Source organism: Vibrio sp. 10N.261.54.E10, assembly GCF_002877735.2.
GTDB lineage: Bacteria > Pseudomonadota > Gammaproteobacteria > Enterobacterales > Vibrionaceae > Vibrio > Vibrio crassostreae_C.
Genome location: NZ_MCXE02000001.1, coordinates 2110217 through 2131593, shown reverse-complemented (window position 1 = coordinate 2131593; position 21377 = coordinate 2110217). Strand labels below are relative to the sequence as shown.

General features: G+C 43.8%; 23 protein-coding genes. 13 read left to right on the top strand and 10 right to left on the bottom strand.

Annotated features, from left to right (window positions below; genetic code table 11):
- Positions 1-48: 48 nt before the first annotated feature.
- The 4 genes from ligA (at position 49) to BCU07_RS09265 (ending at position 4402) form a co-directional block, all read left to right on the top strand.
- On the top strand, positions 49-2061 hold the full coding sequence (gene ligA / locus BCU07_RS09280; RefSeq protein WP_102428749.1) for an NAD-dependent DNA ligase LigA: 2013 nt from the start codon (positions 49-51) through the stop codon (positions 2059-2061).
- A gap of 389 nt (positions 2062-2450) precedes the next feature.
- The gene (locus BCU07_RS09275; protein WP_004734257.1) at positions 2451-2606 is read left to right on the top strand and encodes a hypothetical protein; all 156 of its coding nucleotides are present in this window, start codon (positions 2451-2453) and stop codon (positions 2604-2606) included.
- The gene (locus BCU07_RS09270; protein WP_059019931.1) at positions 2587-3975 is read left to right on the top strand and encodes a hypothetical protein; all 1389 of its coding nucleotides are present in this window, start codon (positions 2587-2589) and stop codon (positions 3973-3975) included. Before BCU07_RS09275 ends, BCU07_RS09270 begins: the two co-directional genes overlap by 20 nt.
- A 61-nt stretch (positions 3976-4036) precedes the next feature.
- Complete coding sequence (locus BCU07_RS09265; RefSeq protein WP_102428748.1) at positions 4037-4402, top strand: DUF2799 domain-containing protein; 366 nt, start codon at positions 4037-4039, stop codon at positions 4400-4402.
- Positions 4403-4438: 36 nt separating this feature from the next.
- On the opposite strand, the gene BCU07_RS09260 is transcribed toward BCU07_RS09265, so the two are convergent.
- Positions 4439-4615 (bottom strand): hypothetical protein, encoded by a 177-nt coding sequence (locus BCU07_RS09260; RefSeq protein WP_019821234.1) that lies wholly within the window; start codon positions 4613-4615, stop codon positions 4439-4441.
- Positions 4616-4967: 352 nt separating this feature from the next.
- Between BCU07_RS09260 and cueR the strand changes: the two genes are divergently transcribed.
- Entirely contained in the window at positions 4968-5363 is a 396-nt protein-coding gene (cueR, locus tag BCU07_RS09255) for a Cu(I)-responsive transcriptional regulator (protein WP_102428747.1), read from the top strand.
- Between the two features lie 36 nt (positions 5364-5399).
- On the opposite strand, the gene BCU07_RS09250 is transcribed toward cueR, so the two are convergent.
- The 5 genes from BCU07_RS09250 to BCU07_RS09230 form a co-directional block, all read right to left on the bottom strand.
- Positions 5400-5855: an NfeD family protein gene (locus tag BCU07_RS09250; protein ID WP_102428746.1), complete on the bottom strand. Its 456-nt coding sequence runs from the start codon at positions 5853-5855 to the stop codon at positions 5400-5402.
- 3 nt (positions 5856-5858) lie between these two features.
- Entirely contained in the window at positions 5859-6788 is a 930-nt protein-coding gene (locus BCU07_RS09245; RefSeq protein WP_017063395.1) for an SPFH domain-containing protein, read from the bottom strand.
- Positions 6789-6985: 197 nt separating this feature from the next.
- Positions 6986-7840, bottom strand: coding sequence for a co-chaperone YbbN (locus tag BCU07_RS09240; protein WP_017061924.1), 855 nt, complete (start codon positions 7838-7840; stop codon positions 6986-6988).
- Positions 7841-8236: 396 nt separating this feature from the next.
- Positions 8237-9064 carry an SDR family oxidoreductase gene (locus BCU07_RS09235; protein ID WP_102428745.1) on the bottom strand — a complete coding sequence of 276 codons (828 nt, stop codon included), beginning with the start codon at positions 9062-9064 and terminating at the stop codon, positions 8237-8239.
- A 43-nt stretch (positions 9065-9107) separates the two neighbouring features.
- A complete protein-coding gene (locus BCU07_RS09230) occupies positions 9108-10022 on the bottom strand; it encodes a TIGR01777 family oxidoreductase (protein ID WP_102428744.1) in 915 nt (304 codons plus the stop codon).
- A 350-nt stretch (positions 10023-10372) separates the two neighbouring features.
- On the opposite strand from BCU07_RS09230, the gene BCU07_RS09225 reads away from it, so the two are divergent.
- From BCU07_RS09225 to yfcE, 5 genes are read left to right on the top strand one after another with little or no spacing between them, the layout of a single operon-like run.
- The gene (locus BCU07_RS09225) at positions 10373-11107 is read left to right on the top strand and encodes a DUF1538 domain-containing protein (RefSeq protein ID WP_102428743.1); all 735 of its coding nucleotides are present in this window, start codon (positions 10373-10375) and stop codon (positions 11105-11107) included.
- A complete protein-coding gene (locus BCU07_RS09220; RefSeq protein ID WP_017062208.1) occupies positions 11104-11898 on the top strand; it encodes a DUF1538 domain-containing protein in 795 nt (264 codons plus the stop codon). The genes BCU07_RS09225 and BCU07_RS09220 overlap by 4 nt, the downstream gene beginning before the upstream one ends.
- Positions 11888-12238: a P-II family nitrogen regulator gene (locus BCU07_RS09215; protein WP_017062207.1), complete on the top strand. Its 351-nt coding sequence runs from the start codon at positions 11888-11890 to the stop codon at positions 12236-12238. The genes BCU07_RS09220 and BCU07_RS09215 overlap by 11 nt, the downstream gene beginning before the upstream one ends.
- The gene (locus BCU07_RS09210; protein WP_017062206.1) at positions 12235-12642 is read left to right on the top strand and encodes a CBS domain-containing protein; all 408 of its coding nucleotides are present in this window, start codon (positions 12235-12237) and stop codon (positions 12640-12642) included. Before BCU07_RS09215 ends, BCU07_RS09210 begins: the two co-directional genes overlap by 4 nt.
- Positions 12643-12689: 47 nt before the next feature.
- Positions 12690-13235: a phosphodiesterase gene (gene yfcE / locus BCU07_RS09205; RefSeq protein ID WP_017068995.1), complete on the top strand. Its 546-nt coding sequence runs from the start codon at positions 12690-12692 to the stop codon at positions 13233-13235.
- A gap of 24 nt (positions 13236-13259) precedes the next feature.
- Here yfcE and BCU07_RS09200 read toward each other — a convergent pair whose 3' ends face one another.
- From BCU07_RS09200 to BCU07_RS09190, 3 genes are all read right to left on the bottom strand, one after another.
- Positions 13260-13580, bottom strand: a complete 321-nt coding sequence (locus BCU07_RS09200) for a SelT/SelW/SelH family protein (protein WP_017062204.1) — start codon at positions 13578-13580, stop codon at positions 13260-13262.
- Between the two features lie 135 nt (positions 13581-13715).
- Positions 13716-14231 (bottom strand): regulatory protein ToxS, encoded by a 516-nt coding sequence (locus tag BCU07_RS09195; protein WP_102428742.1) that lies wholly within the window; start codon positions 14229-14231, stop codon positions 13716-13718.
- Between the two features lies 1 nt (position 14232).
- The gene (locus BCU07_RS09190; protein ID WP_102428741.1) at positions 14233-15144 is read right to left on the bottom strand and encodes a transcriptional regulator; all 912 of its coding nucleotides are present in this window, start codon (positions 15142-15144) and stop codon (positions 14233-14235) included.
- Between the two features lie 270 nt (positions 15145-15414).
- Here BCU07_RS09190 and htpG point away from each other — a divergent pair, with 270 nt between their 5' ends.
- The 3 genes from htpG to hemH all read left to right on the top strand — a co-directional run bounded on the left by htpG (position 15415) and on the right by hemH (position 19593).
- Positions 15415-17319 (top strand): molecular chaperone HtpG, encoded by a 1905-nt coding sequence (gene htpG, locus BCU07_RS09185; protein WP_017062201.1) that lies wholly within the window; start codon positions 15415-15417, stop codon positions 17317-17319.
- Between the two features lie 389 nt (positions 17320-17708).
- The gene (gene adk, locus BCU07_RS09180) at positions 17709-18353 is read left to right on the top strand and encodes an adenylate kinase (RefSeq protein ID WP_017062200.1); all 645 of its coding nucleotides are present in this window, start codon (positions 17709-17711) and stop codon (positions 18351-18353) included.
- A gap of 277 nt (positions 18354-18630) precedes the next feature.
- Positions 18631-19593: a ferrochelatase gene (gene hemH, locus BCU07_RS09175; protein WP_017063404.1), complete on the top strand. Its 963-nt coding sequence runs from the start codon at positions 18631-18633 to the stop codon at positions 19591-19593.
- Between the two features lie 123 nt (positions 19594-19716).
- Here hemH and BCU07_RS09170 read toward each other — a convergent pair whose 3' ends face one another.
- Positions 19717-21114 carry a peptide MFS transporter gene (locus BCU07_RS09170; RefSeq protein WP_102428740.1) on the bottom strand — a complete coding sequence of 466 codons (1398 nt, stop codon included), beginning with the start codon at positions 21112-21114 and terminating at the stop codon, positions 19717-19719.
- Between the last annotated feature and the right edge of the window lie 263 nt (positions 21115-21377).

Genomic DNA, 21377 nt, shown 5'->3' with positions numbered 1-21377 from the left:
GCTCCTAAGGGAGCCCTTTTTGATATTTCAATCACGATAGAGAATGATATGAAAGAATCGATTCAAGTTACCTTAGAGCAGTTAAGAGAAACTCTGCATTATCACGCCGTTCGTTATTACGTAGAAGATAGCCCTGAGATCCCTGATGTCGAGTACGATCGATTAATGCAGCAATTGCTAAAGATCGAAGAAGAGAACCCGGAACTAGTGACGGTAGATTCTCCGAGCCAACGTGTTGGTGGTCAGCCTCTCGATGGTTTCACTCAAGTGACTCATGAGATCCCAATGCTTTCTCTGGACAATGCTTTCTCTGATGAAGATTTGGATGCGTTCAATAAGCGAATGTCTGATAGAGCGCCAACCGCTAACCTCAAGACTTTCTGTTGTGAACCTAAGCTTGATGGCCTTGCAGTTAGCCTACTCTATGTGAATGGTATTTTAGTTCAGGCTGCGACACGTGGTGACGGTGCGACGGGTGAAAACATCACTGAAAACGTGCGTACGATCAGCTCTATCCCACTTAAGTTACAAGGTGAAGGCTTGCCGCAGCGTATTGAAGTTCGTGGCGAAGTGTTTATGCCAAAAGCGGGTTTCGATAAGTTGAATGAGATGGCGTTGAAGAAAGGCGAGAAAGTATTTGTTAACCCACGTAATGCCGCCGCAGGTAGCCTGCGTCAGCTTGATTCTCGTATTACTGCGAAACGTCCGCTAGCTTTCTACGCATACAGTGTCGGTGTTGTACAAGGCGCTGAGCTATCAAATAGTCACTACCAACGCTTTTTACAGCTTAAAGGTTGGGGCTTACCTATGTGCCCCGAGACTAAGCAACTGAGCTCTCTCGAAGACGTGAAAGCCTATTACCAAGATATTATGACTTGTCGTGATGCTCTGGCTTACGAGATTGATGGCGTTGTTATCAAAGTCGACGATATCGCGGCTCAAGAAGTACTTGGCTTTGTTGCACGAGCGCCACGTTGGGCAATTGCTTATAAGTTCCCAGCTCAAGAAGAGATTACACTGCTCAATGACGTTGAATTTCAGGTGGGCCGTACTGGCGCTATTACGCCGGTTGCTAAACTTGAACCTATCTTCGTTGGTGGCGTGACGGTCAGCAATGCCACTTTACACAATGCCGATGAGATTGCGCGTTTAGGCGTGAAGGTAGGCGACAGCGTTATTATTCGCCGTGCAGGTGACGTTATTCCACAAATAGTGGCTGTTGTACTAGATCGTCGCCCTGAAACGGCTAGAGACATTGTTTTCCCTGATGCTTGCCCAGTATGTAGTTCTGCGGTTGAGCGTGTAGAAGGTGAAGCTGTAGCGCGTTGTACTGGCGGTTTAGTCTGTCAGGCGCAGCGTAAAGAAGCACTTAAACACTTTGTTTCTAGAAAGGCGCTAGACGTTGATGGACTGGGCGTGAAAGTTATTGAGCAGCTTGTGGACCGTGAAATGGTCGAAACACCTGCTGATTTATTTAAGCTAAGTGCTGGCGTGATTACTGTTCTTGACCGAATGGGGCCTAAATCGGCACAGAACGTCGTGAGTGCGTTGAATAAAGCTAAAGACACGACGTTAGCGCGTTTCCTCTATTCACTCGGTATTCGTGAAGTCGGTGAGGCGACAGCGATGAACTTAGCGCAACACTTTAAGACGTTGGAACTGGTTCAAGCAGCTACTCATGAACAATTAGTTGAAGTGTCAGATATTGGTGACATCGTTGCTAGCCATATCACCAGCTTCTTCTCACAAGAGAAAAACAGAGCGGTCGTCGAACAGCTGATAGAGCTAGGTGTGAATTGGCCAATCATCAAAGAAGCTGCCGATGACCAAGAGCTACCATTAGAAGGTAAAGTCGTTGTGTTAACAGGCTCATTGTCGCAATTAGGTCGAAGTGAAGCTAAAGCTGCGTTACAAGCATTAGGTGCGAAAGTGACGGGTAGCGTATCGAAGAAAACGGACATCTTGTTTGCCGGTGAAGCTGCGGGTTCTAAATTAACTAAAGCACAAGATTTAGGTATCGAAATAAGAACAGAAGAAGATCTAATAGCCCTTATTTCGTAAGTAAATACAGATAAAAAAAGCTCAAAGGCACTCCTTTCAAGGGAGTGCCTTTTTGGTTTCTGATATAAAAATGAGGGCTTTTTAATTGTTGAGAATTTTGTTCCTATACGAACTCTAAAATCAGGACAGTGACGCTGCTCAACATTAATGAAATACCATTGTAGTTGTATCAAAAATGCGAGTCATATCTATTTTTACAAAGTGATAATTACCTCAAGTTGTTGAATTTATTGGTATTGATTTTGTTTTGGTGAGGATTTTTCTATTTATCGATCTGGATCACTAAGTACCTATTAAATTTGCACCAACTCATATTTTTTTAGATGAAAATTAAGTTCTCATTGATCTTTTTGAGGGCGAAGTTAGTCTTAATGCCATGGATGCACATGATGTGTATAACCAGAAAGGAAATAGAGAATTCAGAGTTTAGGGTTCTCAAACAAGAAAAGGTATTTCTCTCTACGGCGGCCAACTTTAGGCGGGGAATATTCAAACAGCTATATCCATTTTTAGGAGTTTTATTCCATGGAAAACAAATTTTTTAAAGTATCTGCGATTACAGCAGCAATGGTAGGTGCGCTGTCTGCTGCTCCAGCTATGGCTGAAGACCCAATCGGTCCGGAGTATGCAAGTCAGGCGTCAGAGTTCTTTGCTGAGTCGACAATTAGCGGTAACCTAAACTTTTTCATGCGTGCTCGTGACCGAGCTGGTAAAGATGCAAACGGTAATGACACAGCAAAAACTGCTAACTTAGACCACGGCTCAATTTTTGCGAATTTGGGTTTCCATTCTGGTTATGTAGCGGACGTCGTTGGTGTTGACGCTGTTGTATACAGCACATTTGATATGTGGCAAGAAGCTGGAAAATGGGGTGGTGGTCACGAGATGAACTTCTTCCAATGTGACTCAGTCTATTCTACAGACTGTTGGGAAGATGGTCGTGGTGATAACACTGATAATGGTGTTTCCTTTGCAAAAGCAGCCATGAAGTTTAAGTTTGGCGAGAATGTCAATGCTCAGCTCGGTTATTTCCAACCTTCTGTACCAAGCTCATTAGGTGTCAACTGGTCATTCGCTCCTGGTACATACCGCGGTGGTGAAGTTGGAGCTAGTTTTGGTGATCTTTCTCTTGGTCTTGTTGTGGCCGATAATTACAAAGCTCCTTGGTTCAAAGAAACTTACGAATTCCAAGATGGTGCTGGCAATGATGCTGGTGAAGTATACTCATTAGGTGCTCGCTATGCGTTAGATAACGGTATTTCTTTTGACGTTGGTTACGGTGCTCTGACAGATGGTGACCGTAAGAACTTCCATGTTAAAGTTAAAGGTACAACCGATGGTGGCCTATACTGGTCTCCTCAATTATACGTAGTAGATGATGACAATCAATTTGATAGCACAGCATTCCAAACTGCGTTATTGACATCTATGTCTATGGGTCAATACAGCTTCCGTGCAGAAGCAACATACACAGTTGCTGATTCTGAAGATACTCGTGGCAATGTTGGTAATATGTCATACCGCTTAACAGAGGCTTATGGTGGCTCTAATGGCGCTTATGATATTTGGTGGAACAACCGTTCTGACTTTAACCACGATGGCGAATATGCGTTCTTCCTATCATCATCTCGTGACTTCTCTGATATTGGTGGTACTGGTTTTAGTGCAGGTGTAAGTGGTGCTTATGGCGCGGGTGCTAAAGCTGATGGTTACGATGAACTAGTAGAGTATGCATACAGTTTCTTCGCGAACTACGCGATTCAAGCTGGTGCACTGAAAGATGCCAATATCAGCTTCTACTACACTAACTACTACAATGACACTAACGCAAATGATTGGGCTGTTTACTCTAACGGATTCAATGATGAGACCGATTTCAAACTAGCATTAACAATTCCTTTCGGAGTTAAGTAAGTTAGATACGAAATAGAAAAGCTGGGCATTTGCTCAGCTTTTTTGCTTTTAGGAGATATTTATGAAAAGTATTATTCCCATTATATTAATGGCTTTTAGCTTAGCTGCATGCACTTCTTCACCGAAAACAGCGTCTGAATTTTGGTATGGTCAAGGTGAGCGCTTTGGATCCCGTGGCTACGTGATCGATAATGACTCATTGGCTGATATTAAAGAAAAGGTGGAGTTTGATGAGCCTGCTTATCTTGCCGGTTATGAAAAAGGAAAATTAGAGTTCTGTGATCCCTACAAAGCATTTGAAAAAGGCATCAAAGGAACAAGGTATACAGATCAATGTGCCGATATGCCTCAGGAGGTGATGATCAAAGCAGAGTGGCAAAGAGGCTGGGACGCATTTATTGGTGCTGATTTCTATAAGTTTAGGTAGGCTTAGAAACGATTAACTTAAACCTACCTATTGTCATTATTGATGTTTACCACCATACGCTTTGCACAATTCACGGGGCAGTTGCTTAATCGCTCCGTCACTGAATGTGCACTGGACACCTGCACCAAATACTTTTCCTGCGTTGTTTTGTGCAATAGAGACTGGAGCTGAAAAAATAAACACTGAAGCTAGTGCTAAAGTTACAAGTTTCATATTTTCCATCCTTCATACTTACCAAAAAAATAAAATAAACAGCATTCAAATGTCATGCTTAATACTCAATTATGTATATGGTTGATGAAAGGTCAAAGTTATATAAAAATTTTCAATGAAAAATAACAATAGCTAATTTAAATATATCAATCAGTAACTTATTGATTTCTGGTTGTGATAAGTGTCTATAAATGCAAGTTATTTACCTTATTGAAGGTAAAACAGTTATAAGTGGCAGACTTTATTTTCTTAAATTATATTTATTATGCATTCAGGTGTTCTAGGTGTACTATTTGCTAGCGCCTCAAAGGTAATTAATGCCGAAGATACATCAGCTTATTAGAGTAATATCATGAACATAAGTGAAGCCGCTAAACTTACTAACTTATCAACGAAGTCTATTCGTCTTTATGAAGACAAGGGGGTTATTACAGCCCCTTTACGCTCGGAAAATGGCTATAGAAGCTACGACAAGAAGCAGATCAAAGAACTTGGTATAGTTGCGAAAGCGAGAAGCGCGGGTTTTTCACTCGATGAGTGCCGTGCGCTTGTTGAATTAGCTGACAATCCTTGTCGTGAAAGTGCCGACGTTAAAGCGAAAGCGCTTAGTAAACTGGAAGAAGTAAACAAAAAAATTGAAGATCTTTTGGCAATTCAGAAGACATTGAAAGAGTGGATTGAACAATGTCCAGGTGACTCAAATAGCCATTGCCCGATCATTGATTCGCTTGTAGAGAAAAAGCCATAAGTGGGCTACTTATGGCTCAGATAAGGAATGCTTGAATTACTCTTTAGTTGGAGTAATCGTTAATACTATGCCATCTACAGCAGTGACGATCACCTCTGTGCCTGCTTTTAAGTTGTGAGCACTAACAGCTGACCACGTAGTATCACCTAGACGGATACGACACTTGCCTTTTTTAATGTCAGTATCGATTCGAGTTGTTTGACCTACCAGTTGTTTCTCTCTTTGGTTTAACTCTCGCCCTGCATCTGACTGCTTGTCATTAGACAGTTGTCTTCTCCACCACAACCAAGTGGTAATAAGAGAGAAGCTAGCAAAGGACAGCCATTGCATCTGCCAACCAATTGGTAATGCTCCTAATAGGGCACCGACCAGCATGGCAGATATGCCTATCCATAAAAAGTAACCAGCGGTTCCAATTAGCTCAAGCGCTAACAATGCTAGACCAAACGCTAACCAATGCCAGTGGTTTACTTGTTCTAGTAATTCGACCATAAGTTAGTCCTTACTACCTTTGTCATTCTTATGTGCAAACATCTCCGCGATACCCGCTACAGAACCCATAAGGCCAGTTGCTTCGAGTGGTAGCATGATGATCTTGCCGTTTTCAGCTTGGCCTATAGATTTCAATGCGTCGGTGTAACCTTGTGCAATGAAGTAATTGACCGCTTGCATGTCACCTTGAGCAATTGCCGTTGATACCATTTCTGTCGCTTTAGCTTCTGCTTCTGCGGCACGCTCACGGGCTTCTGCTTGCAATATTGCCGCTTGCTTCTCACCTTCTGCTTTCAGGATCTCTGATTGCTTGTGGCCTTCTGCTTTCAAGATCTCAGCTTGTCGTACACCTTCTGCTTCTAAGATATCAGCACGTTTATTACGCTCGGCTTTCATCTGGGCATTCATCGCAGCAGTAAGGTCTGCTGGTGGCTGTACGTCTTTAATTTCGATACGGGTGACTTTTACGCCCCAAGGGTTTGTCGCTTCATCAACGATGTTCAGTAGCTTGGTATTGATCATGTCACGCTGACTCAGCATCTCATCCAGTTCCATCGAGCCAAGCACAGTACGGATATTGGTGAGGGTTAAGTTACGGATCGCATGTTCAAGGTCATTCACTTCATAAGCTGCCTTAGGCGCGTCGATAACTTGAACAAAACAAACCGCATCGATAACCACATTTGCATTATCTTTGGAGATGACTTCTTGTGCTGGGATGTCGAGAACACGCTCCATCATGCTGATGCGCTGTCCAACTTTATCAATAAATGGAATGATTAAGTTAAGACCCGGTTTAAGGGTGTGTGTGTATCGCCCGAAGCGTTCAACGGTCCAGTTGTTGCCTTGTGGAACGGTTTTTACGCCAGCGAAGATAAATAACAGTGCGACGGCAGTAAAGACGCCGATAGTAATCAAGGTATCAATAGGCATACAAAATCCTTTGCAAGTTTGAGTTTTTGATAGTTCAGTATTGATACTGGCTCATATTTAAATTCTGAGCAAATTTATAAACGAGAAATGGGCCATAAAATATTGATTTTATGGCCCATTTTACATTCTATTATGCGATAAACTAATTGATTGAATTGTCAATTTTCGATGTTTAATCTACGGCTTTTTAGGTTTAACTAGTAAAGCAGAGAGTACAGTTGTCGACGGTACTTACTGGCAACTGGGTTACCTTGTCCAAGCGCACTCAAGATGTCCATGAACTCTTTCTTCATGTCACCATCGAGAGCATTAAGATCTTTGGCTAGGAAAGACCATAATAGATCCATAGCTTCTTCACTGCGGTTCACTTGGTGATATTGCAATGCTAATTCAGATGCTGTTTTAGCGTCGCTCGGATTTTGCTGAAGAGCTGCTTCTAATGCTTGTATTTCAGGGCTGTCTGCTGCTTGTTTATGAAGTTCAAGCTTTGCAACTAAGCCTTTGTAGTAGTTGTCTTGGTACTCAAGAGGGATAGTTGCTAGCTGAGTTTCAGCAAGGTCAAATTGTTGCGTTTCTAACAAACACTCTGCGATCGCCAGTTTTACTTCACCTTTATTCGTCAGCTCTGCTGGAAGTTGCTGCATTGCTGCTAGTGCCTGTGTGTGCTCGCCAGCTTGCATTTGCTCAAGAGCCTGACGCAAAGCAAGTTCATCTTGGCTAGGAAGGTGTTTGCTGAGCATATCGACAATAGCTTCTATGCTTTGAGGGCCACCGAGCCCATCGACTGGCTGACCATTAACAAACAGTGCAATAGTGGGCAGTGCTTGAACACCAAACTGGCTAGCAATAGCTTGCTCTTGTTCGCAATTGAGCAGGGCTAAGGTGAAGGCACCGTTGTATTGCTGAGTTAAAGTTTGCAGTTCAGGAATGACTTGGGCGCTCTCTTGGCTCATTGGTGCCCAAAAATGGATGAGTACAGGGGTCTGCATCGAACCTTCTAATACTTGACGAAAGTTCTGCTCATTAAGTTCAACAATATGCGGAGATTGCATTTACGTTCCTTGAGGTTTGTTTTGTGGATACGTTGCAAATATGGGGGGATTAGTCGGTAACTTCAAGATCTAACTCGGTTATCTCGGATAAAAAGAACCAAAAATAGAAAAACGCTATGCTTCGATGTTGATATAATTGTTATCTCAACATGGAAGGCATAGCGTTATCATCGAGGTAGTCAGTGAGGCGTTGCGTGAGATACTCAAAACAGAATAAACAACGTAATCGCCAGACCCACACCTACCCAATTAAGGCGGTTTAAAGTCATGAGATTTCCAGAGTAGAACCATCAATTGGGAATAACTGATGGGATAGGATAATCATGACATCTTATTGTTACGGAAAAATTACATCGTTACATTAAAGTTTGCGACTCTGCAATCAAAGTTAGTAATTTATGCAGCTTTTCTCAAAATAGGGTCTAGCAAGCGACTCGGTAGAATCCTTTTCAATACCGCGAACACTTTAGTCGGGGTCGTAACTCGGTATCTTAGCTTGGGTTTGTCGGCGGTGAGAGCATGGAATAACGGCTCAATACAACTTTCTGGAGGCAGGACAAAAGCGTTATTCGATGATTCTTTTTCGAGTCGATCTTTTTGTTGTTGGTAAGCGTCTTGGTGGGCGCTGCCAGAAATGTTGATCCATTTATTGAACGCTTTCAAGGCATTGGTTCTAAATTGAGTCTCAATTGGCCCTGGTTGCAGTAATGAGATCTGTATACCGCTGCCATGCAGTTCTAATCGTAAGGTATCTGTCCAACCCTCAATCGCGAATTTAGAAGCATTATAAGCACCACGATACTTCATGGCTGCAAAACCTAATACGGAACTGTTTTGTACGATTCGACCTTCGCCACGCTCGCGCATGTGCGGAAGGATCTGACAGACGAGATGATGCCAACCAAAGAAGTTGGTTTCGAATTGTTCTCTGAGTCCTTGGGTCGGTAAGTCTTCTAGTGCCCCTGCTTGACCGTAAGCACCGTTATTGAATAATCCATACAATCCATTAGGTGCGAGATCAATAGCAAGCTTGGCGCCATGCTCAATACTTTCTTGGTTGGAAAGATCTAATTGAATACAGGTGAGGCCTTCATCTTGAAGGCGTTGAACATCTTGTGGATCACGACAAGATGCAATGACATGAAAACCACGCTTTTGAAGTGCATGAGCACATGTATAGCCAATACCTGTTGAGCAACCGGTAATCAGAATCGACTTGTTCACACTTAATCCTTTATTAGAGTCTCTATCGCTCTAGGGTAAAGAATTAGTCTTGATGTTGTAACAAGTTTTTTAGTGCTGGCTCGATTCTTGAGTAACTAAAGATGAATCCCATCTCAGTGAGTTTCTTCGGCTTGGAGCGAATGCTGTCAAATAGCAAACAAGATGATTCCCCCATGAGAATCGACATTGCCCATTTCGGCGTGAATAAGAAATGCGGTCGGCCTAATTGTTTCGCTAACGTGCTGCTGAACAGTTTGTTGGTCACAGGGTGAGGGGCACACATATTGAATTCCCCTTGAGCGTGGGGGAGTGACAACAAGTGATTGATGGCTCTCACCATATCGAGAATGTGAATCCATGGCATGTACTGCTCACCTGAACCTATTGGACCACCGACGCCGAGTTTATAAGGCAATAGCATCTTCTTGAGTGCGCCGCCATTCTCGCCAAGTACAACCCCTGTTCGCAGTAGTATCACGCGTGTGCTTTCTGATTGTGCTCTCTTGGCTATCTCTTCCCAATGAGCGCAAACTTTGTGAGGGAAGCTTTCATCTTCTACTTGTAGTGATTCGTCAAACGGATGTTGCTGTTGATCACCATAGTAACCCACGGCTGAGCCGCTAATAAAAGCCTTCGGCGGGTTGCTGCTGGCATGAATTAACTCGACCAGTTTTTCAGTAATGTGCCAGCGGCTGTTACAGATCCTCTCTTTTTGCTCCGTACTCCAACGCTTGTCAGCGATAGGTTCGCCAGCAAGATTGACCACTACATCGAAGTCATTGAGATCGCTCAGTCCATCAAGAGATTGAATGTAATGAAGGTTGTTCTGGTTGAGGTGATTTAGGTTTTGCTTCGCTTTTTCAGGACTCCGCGTCAACAATGTCACGTCGTCAGTGTTCCAACTTTTGACCAATTCAGAGCCAATAAATCCCGTACCACCCGTTAACAATATCTTCATACCAATCTCCCTATTAAACATAATTATAGACATGGCTTGTTTTTAATCGCCAATCAATACGAAAAAATCACTATAACGATCAGTTGGTTTCAATCGTGTGATACCTAATTTACGCCTTATGCAATTTACTCAGGAGTGAAATTAAATCCACCTAGCTCGTTTGCAAACTAGGCAACTCTCGCTGAGCCACGCATCTTGAGGTTACTTGGGTATATACCGCTATCACATTTATGCACTTTACTCCGATATGTTACCAACTGCGTAATATTTGTCACATAAGGAATGATAAGGATTTGCCATGATTATTAGTAATTAATAACCAGACACAATTTCAGTCACAAGGAGTTGCGATGACGGCAGTGCTTGCTTTGTTTCGAGCCATGTTAGGTAGCCTAAGGGATCTCTTGCCGATCGTGGCGGTGATTGCTTTCTTCCAGCTTGCTGTTTTGCAAGAAACACTCCCTCATCTTTTGTCTATTCTAACTGGCTTAGTGTTGGTGGTCTTTGGGCTGACTTTCTTTATCTTTGGCCTTGAAATGGGTCTGTTCCCAATCGGCGAGTCGATGGCTCAAGCTTTTGCTCGCAAGGGGAGCGTGTTTTGGTTATTGACCTTCGCTTTCTGTTTAGGTTTTGGTACCACCATTGCCGAACCCGCGTTAACCGCAGTGGCTGCTGAAGCAGCAGAAGTTGCAGCTGAAGGTGGTGTTATTCCCAACTCTTTAGATGAAAGGGAACAATATGCCGATGGCCTGCGCTTCACCGTGGCGTTATCGGTCGGTATTGCCATTCTATTAGGAGTACTTCGGATCTTAAAAGGCTGGCCAATTCAGTACATGATCATCGGTGGTTATATTGGAGTCGTGGTGCTCACCGCTTTCGCCCCTGAAAACATTATTGGGATTGCGTACGACTCTGGCGGTGTCACAACATCGACGATCACCGTTCCGTTAGTGACCGCATTAGGGGTGGGTTTAGCCTCGGCGATTAAAGGACGAAACCCGATGATTGATGGCTTTGGATTGATCGCCTTTGCTTCACTGCTGCCGATGATGTTTGTCATGGTGTACGGGATGGTGGTGACATGATCAGTGTGCAGCAATTTATCGACACCTTTCTCGGCACTGTGATGGATGTGATCCCGATTGCGATCATCATCTTCGGTTTTCAGTTGGCGGTATTACGAAAGCCAGTCAATAACCTAGCCAAAGTGCTGATCGGTTTCTTCTACGTCATTCTTGGCTTATCACTCTTTTTGATGGGATTGGAACTCGCGTTATTCCCTCTAGGGGAGACGATGGCAATGCAACTCACCGAGCCAAGTTTTTTGACTGAGTTTAAGATCAGTTCTGGTCTTGCTTTGGCTTGGTTTGATTATTACTGGGTCTATCTTTTCGCGTTTTGTATTGGTTTCAGCACCACGATAGCCGAGCCCTCTTTGATTGCTGTAGCGATTAAGGCGAACCAAGTTTCCGGTGGCAGTATCAGCGTCAATGGGCTGAGGATCGCCGTGGCATTGGGCGTTGCTATCGGTATCTCACTGGGCAGCTACCGTATCGTTGCGGGTGACCCGATCCACTACTACATCATTTTTGGTTATGTCGTCGTGGTCATTCAAACCTTTTACGCCCCAAAACTCATTATTCCATTGGCCTACGATTCGGGTGGCGTCACTACATCAACGGTGACAGTCCCTTTAGTGACGGCGCTCGGGCTTGGACTCGCTTCAACCGTACCAGGAAGAAACCCTGTTATTGATGGCTTTGGGTTGATCGCCTTTGCCAGCTTATTTCCCATCATTTCAGTGATGGGCTATGCCCAAATAACACAATGGTTAAACCGTTTACACACCTCTAAGGAGAGCAAAGATGCGCTTTAAACTTATCTTAGCGTTTGTAGAAGAGAGCAAGACCGACACTGTGCTCGATGCCGCGCGTGATGCGGGCGCGACTGGAGCAACGGTGATTAACAACGCCAGAGGGCAAGGCTTAAACCAAAAAACCACCTTCTTTGGCCTAACGCTAGAGGTACAAAAAGATGTGTTGCTGTTTGTGGTTGAGGAACACTTAGCGAGGCATATTCTTGAAACTATTGGCGAAGTCGGTGAGTTTGACCAAGAGTCAGGACAAGGTATAGCGGTGCAGATCGATATCGAAGATGCAGTCGGGGTTGCGCATCAAGTCGAGACATTAACTAAGGTTGTGGAGGATGAGTTATGAGTACCAGTGAAAAAATCCGAGTAGGTGATGTCATGGCCAATACGTACGTGATTATCGATGGGCTAACCACAGTGTTAGAAGCGATAGAGATGGCGAAGAAGCACAAAGTGAAAGCAATTATTGTCGATAAGCGCCACGAAGATGACGAATACGGCATCGTATTGATGAATGACATTGCCAAGAAAGTACTGGCTAAGAACCGATCTCCAAAGCGAACCAATGTTTATGAGATCATGACCAAGCCAGCGCTAAGCGTGTCTGCTGAGATGAACGTAAAGTATTGCGCTCGCCTGTTTGAACGCTTTGGTATCAGTCGTGCGCCAGTAGTTCGTGATAACAAGATAGTCGGTATGGTTAGTTACAATAATATCGTGATCAATGGTATGGCGAGAGATGACGTGTAGCATTTAGATACGTACAATAGGCTCATAAATTTTATGGAGAAGTACGTGTGAAATTATTTTTTGCTTCAGACCTACACGGTTCGCTGCCAGCAACAGAAAAGGTATTAGAACTCTACCAAGCATCTGGTGCGCAATATTTAGTTCTATTGGGTGACATTCTGAATCATGGACCAAGAAATCCGATTCCAGAAGGATACAACCCGCCGGCGGTTGCAGATAAGTTGAATGCGTTTTCTCAAGAGATCATTGCCGTTCGTGGTAACTGCGATAGCGAAGTGGATCAGATGTTGTTGTCTTTTCCAATGATGATGGATTACTCGTGGGTGCTATTAGAATCAGGCCAGCGTATCTTCCTAACGCATGGCCATTTGTACAACACCAATAAACGCCCTGCGTTGAAGGCGGGCGATATCATTGCACACGGTCATACCCATATTCCTGTCGCCGAATACCAAGATGACATCTTTATCTTTAACCCTAGCTCGGTGACATTCCCACGAGAGGGACACGCGGCAAGCTATGGCATCTATGAAAACAATACCTTCAAAGTCATTAGCCTTGAAGGTGATGTTCTCGTGAGTGGTCAGCTTTAAATCATTGGATCGGCTGTGAAAGGCTTATTTTGAGTCCACGTGGCCGAGATCTCTGTCTGGAGCAATGATGTTTCGTACTCTTTGCTTCAGAACTTTCGCCTCTGGAAAACCGTCATCTGCTTTTCTTTCCCAAATCTGCACACCATTACAAAAGATTTCGAACCTGCCTCCTGTGTCTGGGTGTAAGCTCACTTGTTCAATTTCTTCGCTGAAGGTATGCAGTAGCTCTTGGCATAACCAACTAGAGCGAAGCATCCAATTGCATTGACGGCAATAGTGTATCGCGATTGTGGCTTTTGTTGCTGTCTCTTTCGCTGGCGCCAGATTAGGTTGTTCCGTTTTCATGGTTAATCCTTAAAATGCTACATCCGTAATTTGATACCAACGGCTAACAAAAAAGGGGCTTCATGCCCCTTTTTTCTATTGGTTTACCGTTTCATGGTATTCAGCTATTCATAAACAGTAAATAGCGATCCAATCTTAGTTTGAAAACAATACGGTAGAACCATGATTTAAGCTAGTCAGTAGCAGTGCCTTCGGGTTAACAATATCTATGCGGCGGCTTTGCTCTGCGTCCATCTTAATGACTTGAGTGATCAGCTCGAGTTGCTCTTCCGAAAAGTCTTGGCGCTCAGCCGAAGTTACATCTTTAAACTCCGTTGGCGAAACCAGTAAGTAGTTATCGTTAATATCCCACTGACCCGTTTCAGAGATGTTGATGACATTCGCAGGCTCAGTTTGATTACCGTAAAGTCTAACCACTGACATTCTTAAATATGTACCATTTGGTAGGTATTTCGCATTCGATGATAGTTCAACTCTACGAAGTGGGCCGATTGAGTCAGCTTGCTTGTTATCGCTAATCAGCGTCACCATTCTCGACTGCCATTCATGCTGAGTGAGCAAGCGCTCTACTTTTGCATTGCTGCTCCAATATAGCCAACCACTCAAAAATGCCGATAGAACCAGTAAGATAATCGATACTTTTAATTTCATGTTACTTACCACCATTACAAATGTCGTTTACATCCGACTGGTTTGCGTAAATTCTTAGGGTTACATTTTCGCTCGAGTAATCTTGCGGGTGAATGTAATTGAGGGCAAGGTTATTGGTTTGTCCTCCTGTAGCGATCACTTCAGCCGGCTTTAACACACCAGTGTGACTCGTGTTGTAACTTAATACACACTTTTCTATTGCTGGCAGCCAACTGCTGAGGTCTGGGTGGTTAACCGGTGATTGAACCTTTACACCATCCACTTCAGTCAAAACCGTGAACTCGGACTCCACCGGGGTAGTAAACGTTAAAACGAGAATCGGCATGATGAAAGCGGCAAGCAGTAACCAAAATGTTAACCATTTATTGGTGCTTTTAGTTGGAGCTACAACAGGAGCGGTTGCTGGTTCTACTGCCACTTTAGTTTGTTGAACTTTTGTAATTGGCTCAGGTTCAAATGTGTCAGTGATTGCTTGTTCAGTCGCTGCAGGCGTTGCAAACGTTAGGATAGGTTCAACGTCATTTTCTGCAATTTCAGCGGCTACTGGCTGATCATTTGATGACAGTGGCGCAGAGCGCTCAACGGTCGCAATAAATTGGTAACCGCGCTTTGGTACTGTTTTTACGAATTCAGGAGATTTAGTCGAGTCTTTGAGCATCTTTCTCAGAGTCGATACGGCTTGCGTTAAGCTTGAGTCATCCACCTCAAAGCCTTGGTCTCGCCAAACATACTCATGCAATTCATTGCGAGTGATAACTTCATTGGGTCTTTCTGACAGCATCAGGAGAATGCGGCTTTCATTGCTACCAAGACGAACGACTTCACCGTCGCTCATTTGATCAACAAGTGAATTGCTGTTTGGGTCGAATACGAACCGCTGTGCGAGAATAAACTTTGTGCCGATATTGCTCATTGAATTCTTCTATTTTTGATTGTTTTGGGTGCGAAATAGACAAATCTCAGGTGAAGTTCCGTTAATTCTTCACCAAATCATGGCTTCTTTTATGTTCTTTTATATTTATCAGACTCAAGGATAATAAAAACAGATCAAAAAAACAGTGTTTTTATGATTTTTGACCTTGAATTTACATTTGTCATCCTCATGTTAATGAACAGAAGAGTGGCATCAAGTGTTACGCCCCTATGATTATTCAACATAAAGTATAGATGTTTTGGAGTAAAAATGAGCGAAACGGCAACGCAAAATAAAGAGACTCGTGGCTTTCAATCTGAAGTAAAACAACTACTTCATCTAATGATTCACTCACTGTATTCAAATAAAGAAATCTTTCTACGTGAGCTGATCTCTAACGCATCTGACGCGGCTGATAAGCTTCGTTTTCAAGCTCTATCGAACGGTGACCTTTACCAAGGTGATGCAGATCTAGGTGTAAAACTTTCTTTCAACGCGGAAGCAAACACGTTAACCATTTCTGATAACGGTATCGGTATGAGCCGCGACAACGTTATTGAGCATTTAGGTACGATTGCTAAGTCAGGCACTGCAGATTTTTTCTCAAAGCTGTCTGAAGACCAAAGCAAAGACTCTCAACTGATTGGTCAATTTGGTGTGGGTTTCTATTCTGCATTCATCGTCGCAGACGCGGTAACGGTTCGCACACGTGCAGCTGGCCTGCCGAACAATGAAGCTGTTCAGTGGCACTCTGCAGGTGAAGGCGATTACACAATCGAAGACATCACTAAAGAGTCTCGTGGTACTGACATCGTTCTGCACATGCGTGAAGACGGTAAAGAGTTCTTAAATGAGTGGCGTCTGCGTGAAGTGATTGGTAAATATTCTGACCACATCGGCATTCCTGTTTCTATCTTCACAGCAGTGAAAGATGACGAAGGTAAAGACACCGAAGAGAAACATTGGGAACAGATCAACAAGGCGCAAGCACTTTGGACTCGTAACAAGTCTGATATCGAGAAAGAAGAGTACCAAGAGTTTTACAAACACGTATCTCACGACTTTGCTGATCCACTAACCTGGAGCCACAACAAGGTTGAAGGTAAGAACGATTACACAAGCCTGCTTTACATCCCAGCGAAAGCACCTTGGGACATGATGAACCGTGACCACAAGAGTGGCTTGAAACTTTACGTGCAGCGTGTATTCATCATGGATGACGCAGAGCAGTTCATGCCATCTTACATGCGTTTCGTTCGTGGCTTGATTGACTCAAACGATCTGCCATTGAACGTGTCTCGTGAAATCCTGCAAGACAACAAGGTAACTCAGTCTCTTCGTGGCGCATGTACCAAGCGTGTACTGACTATGCTTGAGCGCATGGCGAAGAATGACAATGATAAGTACCTAGAGTTTTGGAAAGAGTTCGGCCTAGTATTGAAAGAAGGCCCGGCTGAAGATATGGCGAACAAAGAGAAGATCGCTGGTCTACTTCGTTTCTCGTCAACGGAAGTGGATTCTGCTGAACAAACCATCAGCCTAGAATCTTACGTTGAGCGCATGAAAGAAGGCCAAGATAAGATTTACTACCTGACAGCAGATAGCTACGCTGCCGCTAAGAACAGCCCACACTTGGAGCAGTTCAAAGCTAAAGGTATTGAAGTGGTTCTAATGTACGATCGTATTGATGAGTACGTAATGAACTACCTGACTGACTTCGACGGTAAACAGTTCCAATCGATCACTAAAGCAGGCTTAGACCTAAGCAAGTTTGAAGGTGAAGAAGAGAAAGAGAAGCAAAAAGAGACAGAAGAAGAGTTCAAATCTGTTGTAGAGCGCACTCAATCTTACCTAGGTGGTCGTGTTAAAGAAGTTCGTACGACCTTCAAGCTAGCAACAACACCTGCGGTTGTTGTGACTGACGACTTCGAAATGGGCACGCAAATGGCGAAGCTTCTTGAAGCTGCGGGTCAAGCGGCACCGGAAGTGAAGTACATCTTCGAGATTAACCCTGAGCACGCACTGGTTAAACAGATGGCTGACGAAGCAGACGAGCAAGCGTTTGGTCGTTGGGTTGAGTTGCTACTTGGTCAAGCGATGCTGGCTGAAAAGGGCTCAATGGAAGATCCGTCACAATTCTTGGGTGCAATCAACGAGCTACTAACAAAGCGTTAGTCTTTCGACTTTAGGTTAAGCCAACAATTACAATAAAAAGCTCGCAAATGCGGGCTTTTTTTTATGAACGTCGTTGAAAATTGACCTAACGTGGTCAACGTCACCGTTATCGTCACAACAAATGTTGTCGATGCATTCTTTAGTCGTAAATTCAGCCAAATTGAATATTAATGTGATAGAATGCTCGACCTAATCAGCTGGGGCTAAGAAGCGACTATCTCCAGTTGTATGATTTTTAAACGTTATACCGAAACTTACCGTTTTGCTTCTGTTCACAGTTTTGCTTAGCCTCAATGGTTACTTAACGCTTTCTGTTCATCCTAAAAATGAGCAAGAATGGAGGGATAGTGAGCTTCGGTATAAATCATAATTTTATAAGAGGATTAAACATGCGCATCATTCTTCTAGGTGCTCCTGGCGCGGGTAAAGGTACTCAAGCTAACTTCATCATGAACAAATTTGGTATCCCTCAAATTTCAACTGGTGACATGCTACGTGCTGCTATCAAAGCGGGTACTGAGCTTGGTAAGCAAGCAAAATCAGTAATCGACGCTGGTCAGCTAGTTTCTGATGAAATTATCCTTGGTCTTATCAAAGAGCGTATCGCTCAAGATGACTGTGAGAAAGGTTTCCTACTAGACGGTTTCCCACGCACAATCCCACAAGCTGATGGCCTAAAAGAAATGGGCATCGCTGTTGATTACGTTGTTGAATTTGACGTAGCTGACGATGTGATTGTTGAGCGTATGGCTGGTCGTCGTGCTCACCTTCCTTCTGGTCGTACATACCACACTGTGTACAATCCGCCTAAAGAAGAAGGTAAAGATGACGTAACGGGTGAAGACCTAGTGGTACGTGATGACGACAAAGAAGAAACAGTTCGTGCACGTCTAGGTGTATACCACGATCAAACAGCTCCGCTAATCTCTTACTACGGTAAAGAAGCTGAAGCAGGCAACACTCAGTACCTTAAGTTTGATGGTACTAAGCAAGTTGCTGAAGTTAGTGCAGAACTTGAGAAAGCACTAGCATAATTGGCTAACAGCCAGTTTTAGAATTTGATATATTGGAAGCGACCTTAAGGGTCGCTTTTTTTGTTTCAATTTTTAGTACGATACCAATCTAGATAATTTGATTGCACATGATTCAGAACGGTTCAGACCCGATGGCAGTGGCTAGCAATTGAGAGTGGATGTTGTGTATCTCATATGAAGAGTGATTATTCAGACTTTCATTGAGGCGCAATGATCTTAAACTTATGCAGATTAGTATATTACTTTCCAGAAAATCACATATTGGTCTCAGGTATCTATGGAAAATAATAAAAAGCAGGGTGTTTTACTGGTGAACTTAGGAACTCCAGATTCGGCGACCCCCGCTGGCGTTCGTCGATTTTTGAGTGAATTCTTACACGACAAGCGAGTTGTAAACCTAACGCGTTGGCTTTGGTGTCCTATATTACATGGGGTGATTTTACCGATTCGCTCGCCTAAAGTTGCTAAGCTGTATCAGTCTGTCTGGATGGATGAAGGCTCACCACTGCTTGTGTACTCTCAAAGACAAGCTGAAAAGCTCCAGAAGAAGCTAGAGATGCCTGTTGCACTGGGTATGACCTATGGCAACCCAAGCCTAAAGACTGGTGTTGAGCAACTGATGGAGCAGGGCGTTGAGGACATCATCGTACTGCCTTTATATCCGCAGTACTCTGGTACAACCACAGCGGCGGTTTCTGATGGTTTAACCAAAGCCTTTAAGCAGATGCCAGTTATCCCGAGCTATCGCTTTATTCGCGACTACTACGCGCACCCAAGCTATGCCAAAGCATTGGCTGAAAGCGTCCGCAGTCATTGGGATAAAAATGGCAGAGCCGATCATTTAGTGTGTTCTTTCCACGGTATTCCGAAGCGACTGGCTGATGAAGGCGATATCTACCCTCAGCATTGTGAAGCGACAACAAAGCTGCTTGCGGCAGAGTTAGGTTTGTCAGCGGACGATATCACAATGACATACCAATCGCGATTTGGTCGAGAAGAGTGGTTGAAGCCATACACTGACGAGACACTTGAATCACTGCCGAGTAAAGGCATCAAGAAGATCGACATTATGGCACCTGCCTTTTCGGTTGACTGTTTGGAAACGTTGGAAGAGATTTCAGACCAGTGTAAAGAGACTTTCATTGACGCTGGTGGTTCGGACTTTAGCTACATTATGTGTCTGAACGACAGAGATTCGCACATCGATATGATGGCAGAGTTAGTGGCGCTGTATCGCTAACAGATGCTGAGCCTTGATTATGACTTATCGTTAGCATTAAGGCGCATAATACAAATAACAAAAGGGCTGCTCATTGAGCAGCCCTTTTTGATCAGGATATTTCGTTTTGAAACAGCTTGAGAGTTAAGCCGCAGATGTCTCTGTTGCTTGCTTAGCTTTAGGCTCTGCTTCAAGCGTCATGTTGGTTTCTACGCCGTGCATCCATGACACAAGCTTACCAGCACAAAGCAGCAGTAATATGCCACTCACCGTTGCTGTGATAGCAATACCACTGAAGATTGACATAGCACCAAGCTCACCAACGTGAGAACCAACCAGGCCTGCCACGTAGTTTGCCACCGCATTGAAGCCAAACCATGCACCCATCATCAATGATGCTAGGCGAAGCGGAGCTAACTTAGTGACCAACGACAGGCCAATAGGAGATAGACAAAGCTCACCAAGGGTATGGAAGAAGAAAGCGCCGACTAGCCATAGCATTGATGTTTTCACTGTTAGGTCACCGCCTTGCTCCATTACCGCGCCCATCATGCACACAAAGCCCAGTGCTAAGAAGAACAATGCCATTGCAAACTTCACAGGAGAGTTGGGTTCACGCTTACCCAGTTTCACCCAGAACGCAGCAATGATTGGAGCAAGTGTAATGATGAAGAATGGGTTCAAAGATTGGAACCACGCAGCAGGAACTTCAAAGCCACCAATCATACGGTCAGTATATTGTTGAGTGTAGATGTTCATTAGGCCGCCAGCTTGTTCAAAGCCCGCCCAGAATACAATCACGAACAGACCCATGATAAGAATCACTTTTAGTCTGTCGAACTCTTCTTTGGTCAGTGGCGCTTTTTCTTTAGATTTGTTCAGTGCTTTCGCTCTTGCAGCAGCAGGTACAGAACCGATGTTGCCTAACCAAGACTGAGCCATTGTCACTTGCATGATCAAGCTAATAACCATACCAATACCAGCGGCTAGGAAACCTGCTTTCCAACCGAATGAATCGACAGCAGCACCTGAAATTAATCCACCAAGCAGCGCACCTAAGTTGATGCCCATGTAGAAAATGGTGAAAGCACCGTCACGGCGGTTATCGCCTTCTTGGTACAGATCGCCAACCATGGTTGAGATGTTCGGCTTAAACATACCGTTACCACTGATTAGCAGTGCTAAACCAAGGTACAGAGCGTTCACTTGGTTTAAACCGATGAAGCCGTTAGGTAGAGCCAGTGTAAATTGGCCAAGTGCCATTAATACACCGCCAATCAGAATTGATTTACGCTGACCTAGGTAGTTATCGGCAATCCAGCCACCAATTAATGGTGTGATGTAGACTAAACCGGTGTAAATACCGTAGAGATCGAGTGCGTCTTTCGTTGACCAACCCAGTCCACCGTTGAGGGTAGTGTCAGTCAAAAATAAGACAAGGATGGCGCGCATCGCATAGTAAGAGAAACGTTCCCATAGCTCTGTGCTAAAAAGTAGAAATAGGCCTCTAGGGTGGCCAAAGATGTTGTGGTTGCTTGGCATAAGTTTTACTAATTTTAGGTATTAAAAGATTTTATGGTCATTCATGTATACACAGTGGGATAAAAGTCTGCAATAGACGTATTTTATGGTTACGACAACTTGGTTTAGCTAAGGTATTGATATTAATCATCTTTATTTTTAATGTTGCCCATTTTAAGTGTGCTGCAAACTAATTTTCCAGATTTGAGCTGGTTGGTTAATAACCTTTATTAAAGTCGTGTTGAATAAAAATCTTTAGATGCATTGCTCTGGTGTATCATTTT

What these genes read in the sequence shown, in the direction of transcription:
- BCU07_RS09245 (WP_017063395.1), bottom strand. Translation starts at nt 6,788, where the DNA reads ATGCCTATTGATACCTTGATTACTATCGGCGTCTTTACTGCCGTCGCA.
- BCU07_RS09230 (WP_102428744.1), bottom strand. Translation starts at nt 10,022, where the DNA reads ATGAAGATATTGTTAACGGGTGGTACGGGATTTATTGGCTCTGAATTG.
- BCU07_RS09215 (WP_017062207.1), top strand. Translation starts at nt 11,888, where the DNA reads ATGCGCTTTAAACTTATCTTAGCGTTTGTAGAAGAGAGCAAGACCGAC.
- adk (WP_017062200.1), top strand. Translation starts at nt 17,709, where the DNA reads ATGCGCATCATTCTTCTAGGTGCTCCTGGCGCGGGTAAAGGTACTCAA.
- cueR (WP_102428747.1), top strand. Translation starts at nt 4,968, where the DNA reads ATGAACATAAGTGAAGCCGCTAAACTTACTAACTTATCAACGAAGTCT.
- BCU07_RS09220 (WP_017062208.1), top strand. Translation starts at nt 11,104, where the DNA reads ATGATCAGTGTGCAGCAATTTATCGACACCTTTCTCGGCACTGTGATG.
- BCU07_RS09260 (WP_019821234.1), bottom strand. Translation starts at nt 4,615, where the DNA reads ATGAAACTTGTAACTTTAGCACTAGCTTCAGTGTTTATTTTTTCAGCT.
- BCU07_RS09265 (WP_102428748.1), top strand. Translation starts at nt 4,037, where the DNA reads ATGAAAAGTATTATTCCCATTATATTAATGGCTTTTAGCTTAGCTGCA.
- BCU07_RS09195 (WP_102428742.1), bottom strand. Translation starts at nt 14,231, where the DNA reads ATGAAATTAAAAGTATCGATTATCTTACTGGTTCTATCGGCATTTTTG.
- ligA (WP_102428749.1), top strand. Translation starts at nt 49, where the DNA reads ATGAAAGAATCGATTCAAGTTACCTTAGAGCAGTTAAGAGAAACTCTG.
- BCU07_RS09210 (WP_017062206.1), top strand. Translation starts at nt 12,235, where the DNA reads ATGAGTACCAGTGAAAAAATCCGAGTAGGTGATGTCATGGCCAATACG.
- BCU07_RS09270 (WP_059019931.1), top strand. Translation starts at nt 2,587, where the DNA reads ATGGAAAACAAATTTTTTAAAGTATCTGCGATTACAGCAGCAATGGTA.
- BCU07_RS09190 (WP_102428741.1), bottom strand. Translation starts at nt 15,144, where the DNA reads ATGAGCAATATCGGCACAAAGTTTATTCTCGCACAGCGGTTCGTATTC.
- BCU07_RS09240 (WP_017061924.1), bottom strand. Translation starts at nt 7,840, where the DNA reads ATGCAATCTCCGCATATTGTTGAACTTAATGAGCAGAACTTTCGTCAA.
- BCU07_RS09275 (WP_004734257.1), top strand. Translation starts at nt 2,451, where the DNA reads ATGTGTATAACCAGAAAGGAAATAGAGAATTCAGAGTTTAGGGTTCTC.
- BCU07_RS09170 (WP_102428740.1), bottom strand. Translation starts at nt 21,114, where the DNA reads ATGCCAAGCAACCACAACATCTTTGGCCACCCTAGAGGCCTATTTCTA.
- htpG (WP_017062201.1), top strand. Translation starts at nt 15,415, where the DNA reads ATGAGCGAAACGGCAACGCAAAATAAAGAGACTCGTGGCTTTCAATCT.
- hemH (WP_017063404.1), top strand. Translation starts at nt 18,631, where the DNA reads ATGGAAAATAATAAAAAGCAGGGTGTTTTACTGGTGAACTTAGGAACT.
- BCU07_RS09250 (WP_102428746.1), bottom strand. Translation starts at nt 5,855, where the DNA reads ATGGTCGAATTACTAGAACAAGTAAACCACTGGCATTGGTTAGCGTTT.
- BCU07_RS09200 (WP_017062204.1), bottom strand. Translation starts at nt 13,580, where the DNA reads ATGAAAACGGAACAACCTAATCTGGCGCCAGCGAAAGAGACAGCAACA.
- BCU07_RS09225 (WP_102428743.1), top strand. Translation starts at nt 10,373, where the DNA reads ATGACGGCAGTGCTTGCTTTGTTTCGAGCCATGTTAGGTAGCCTAAGG.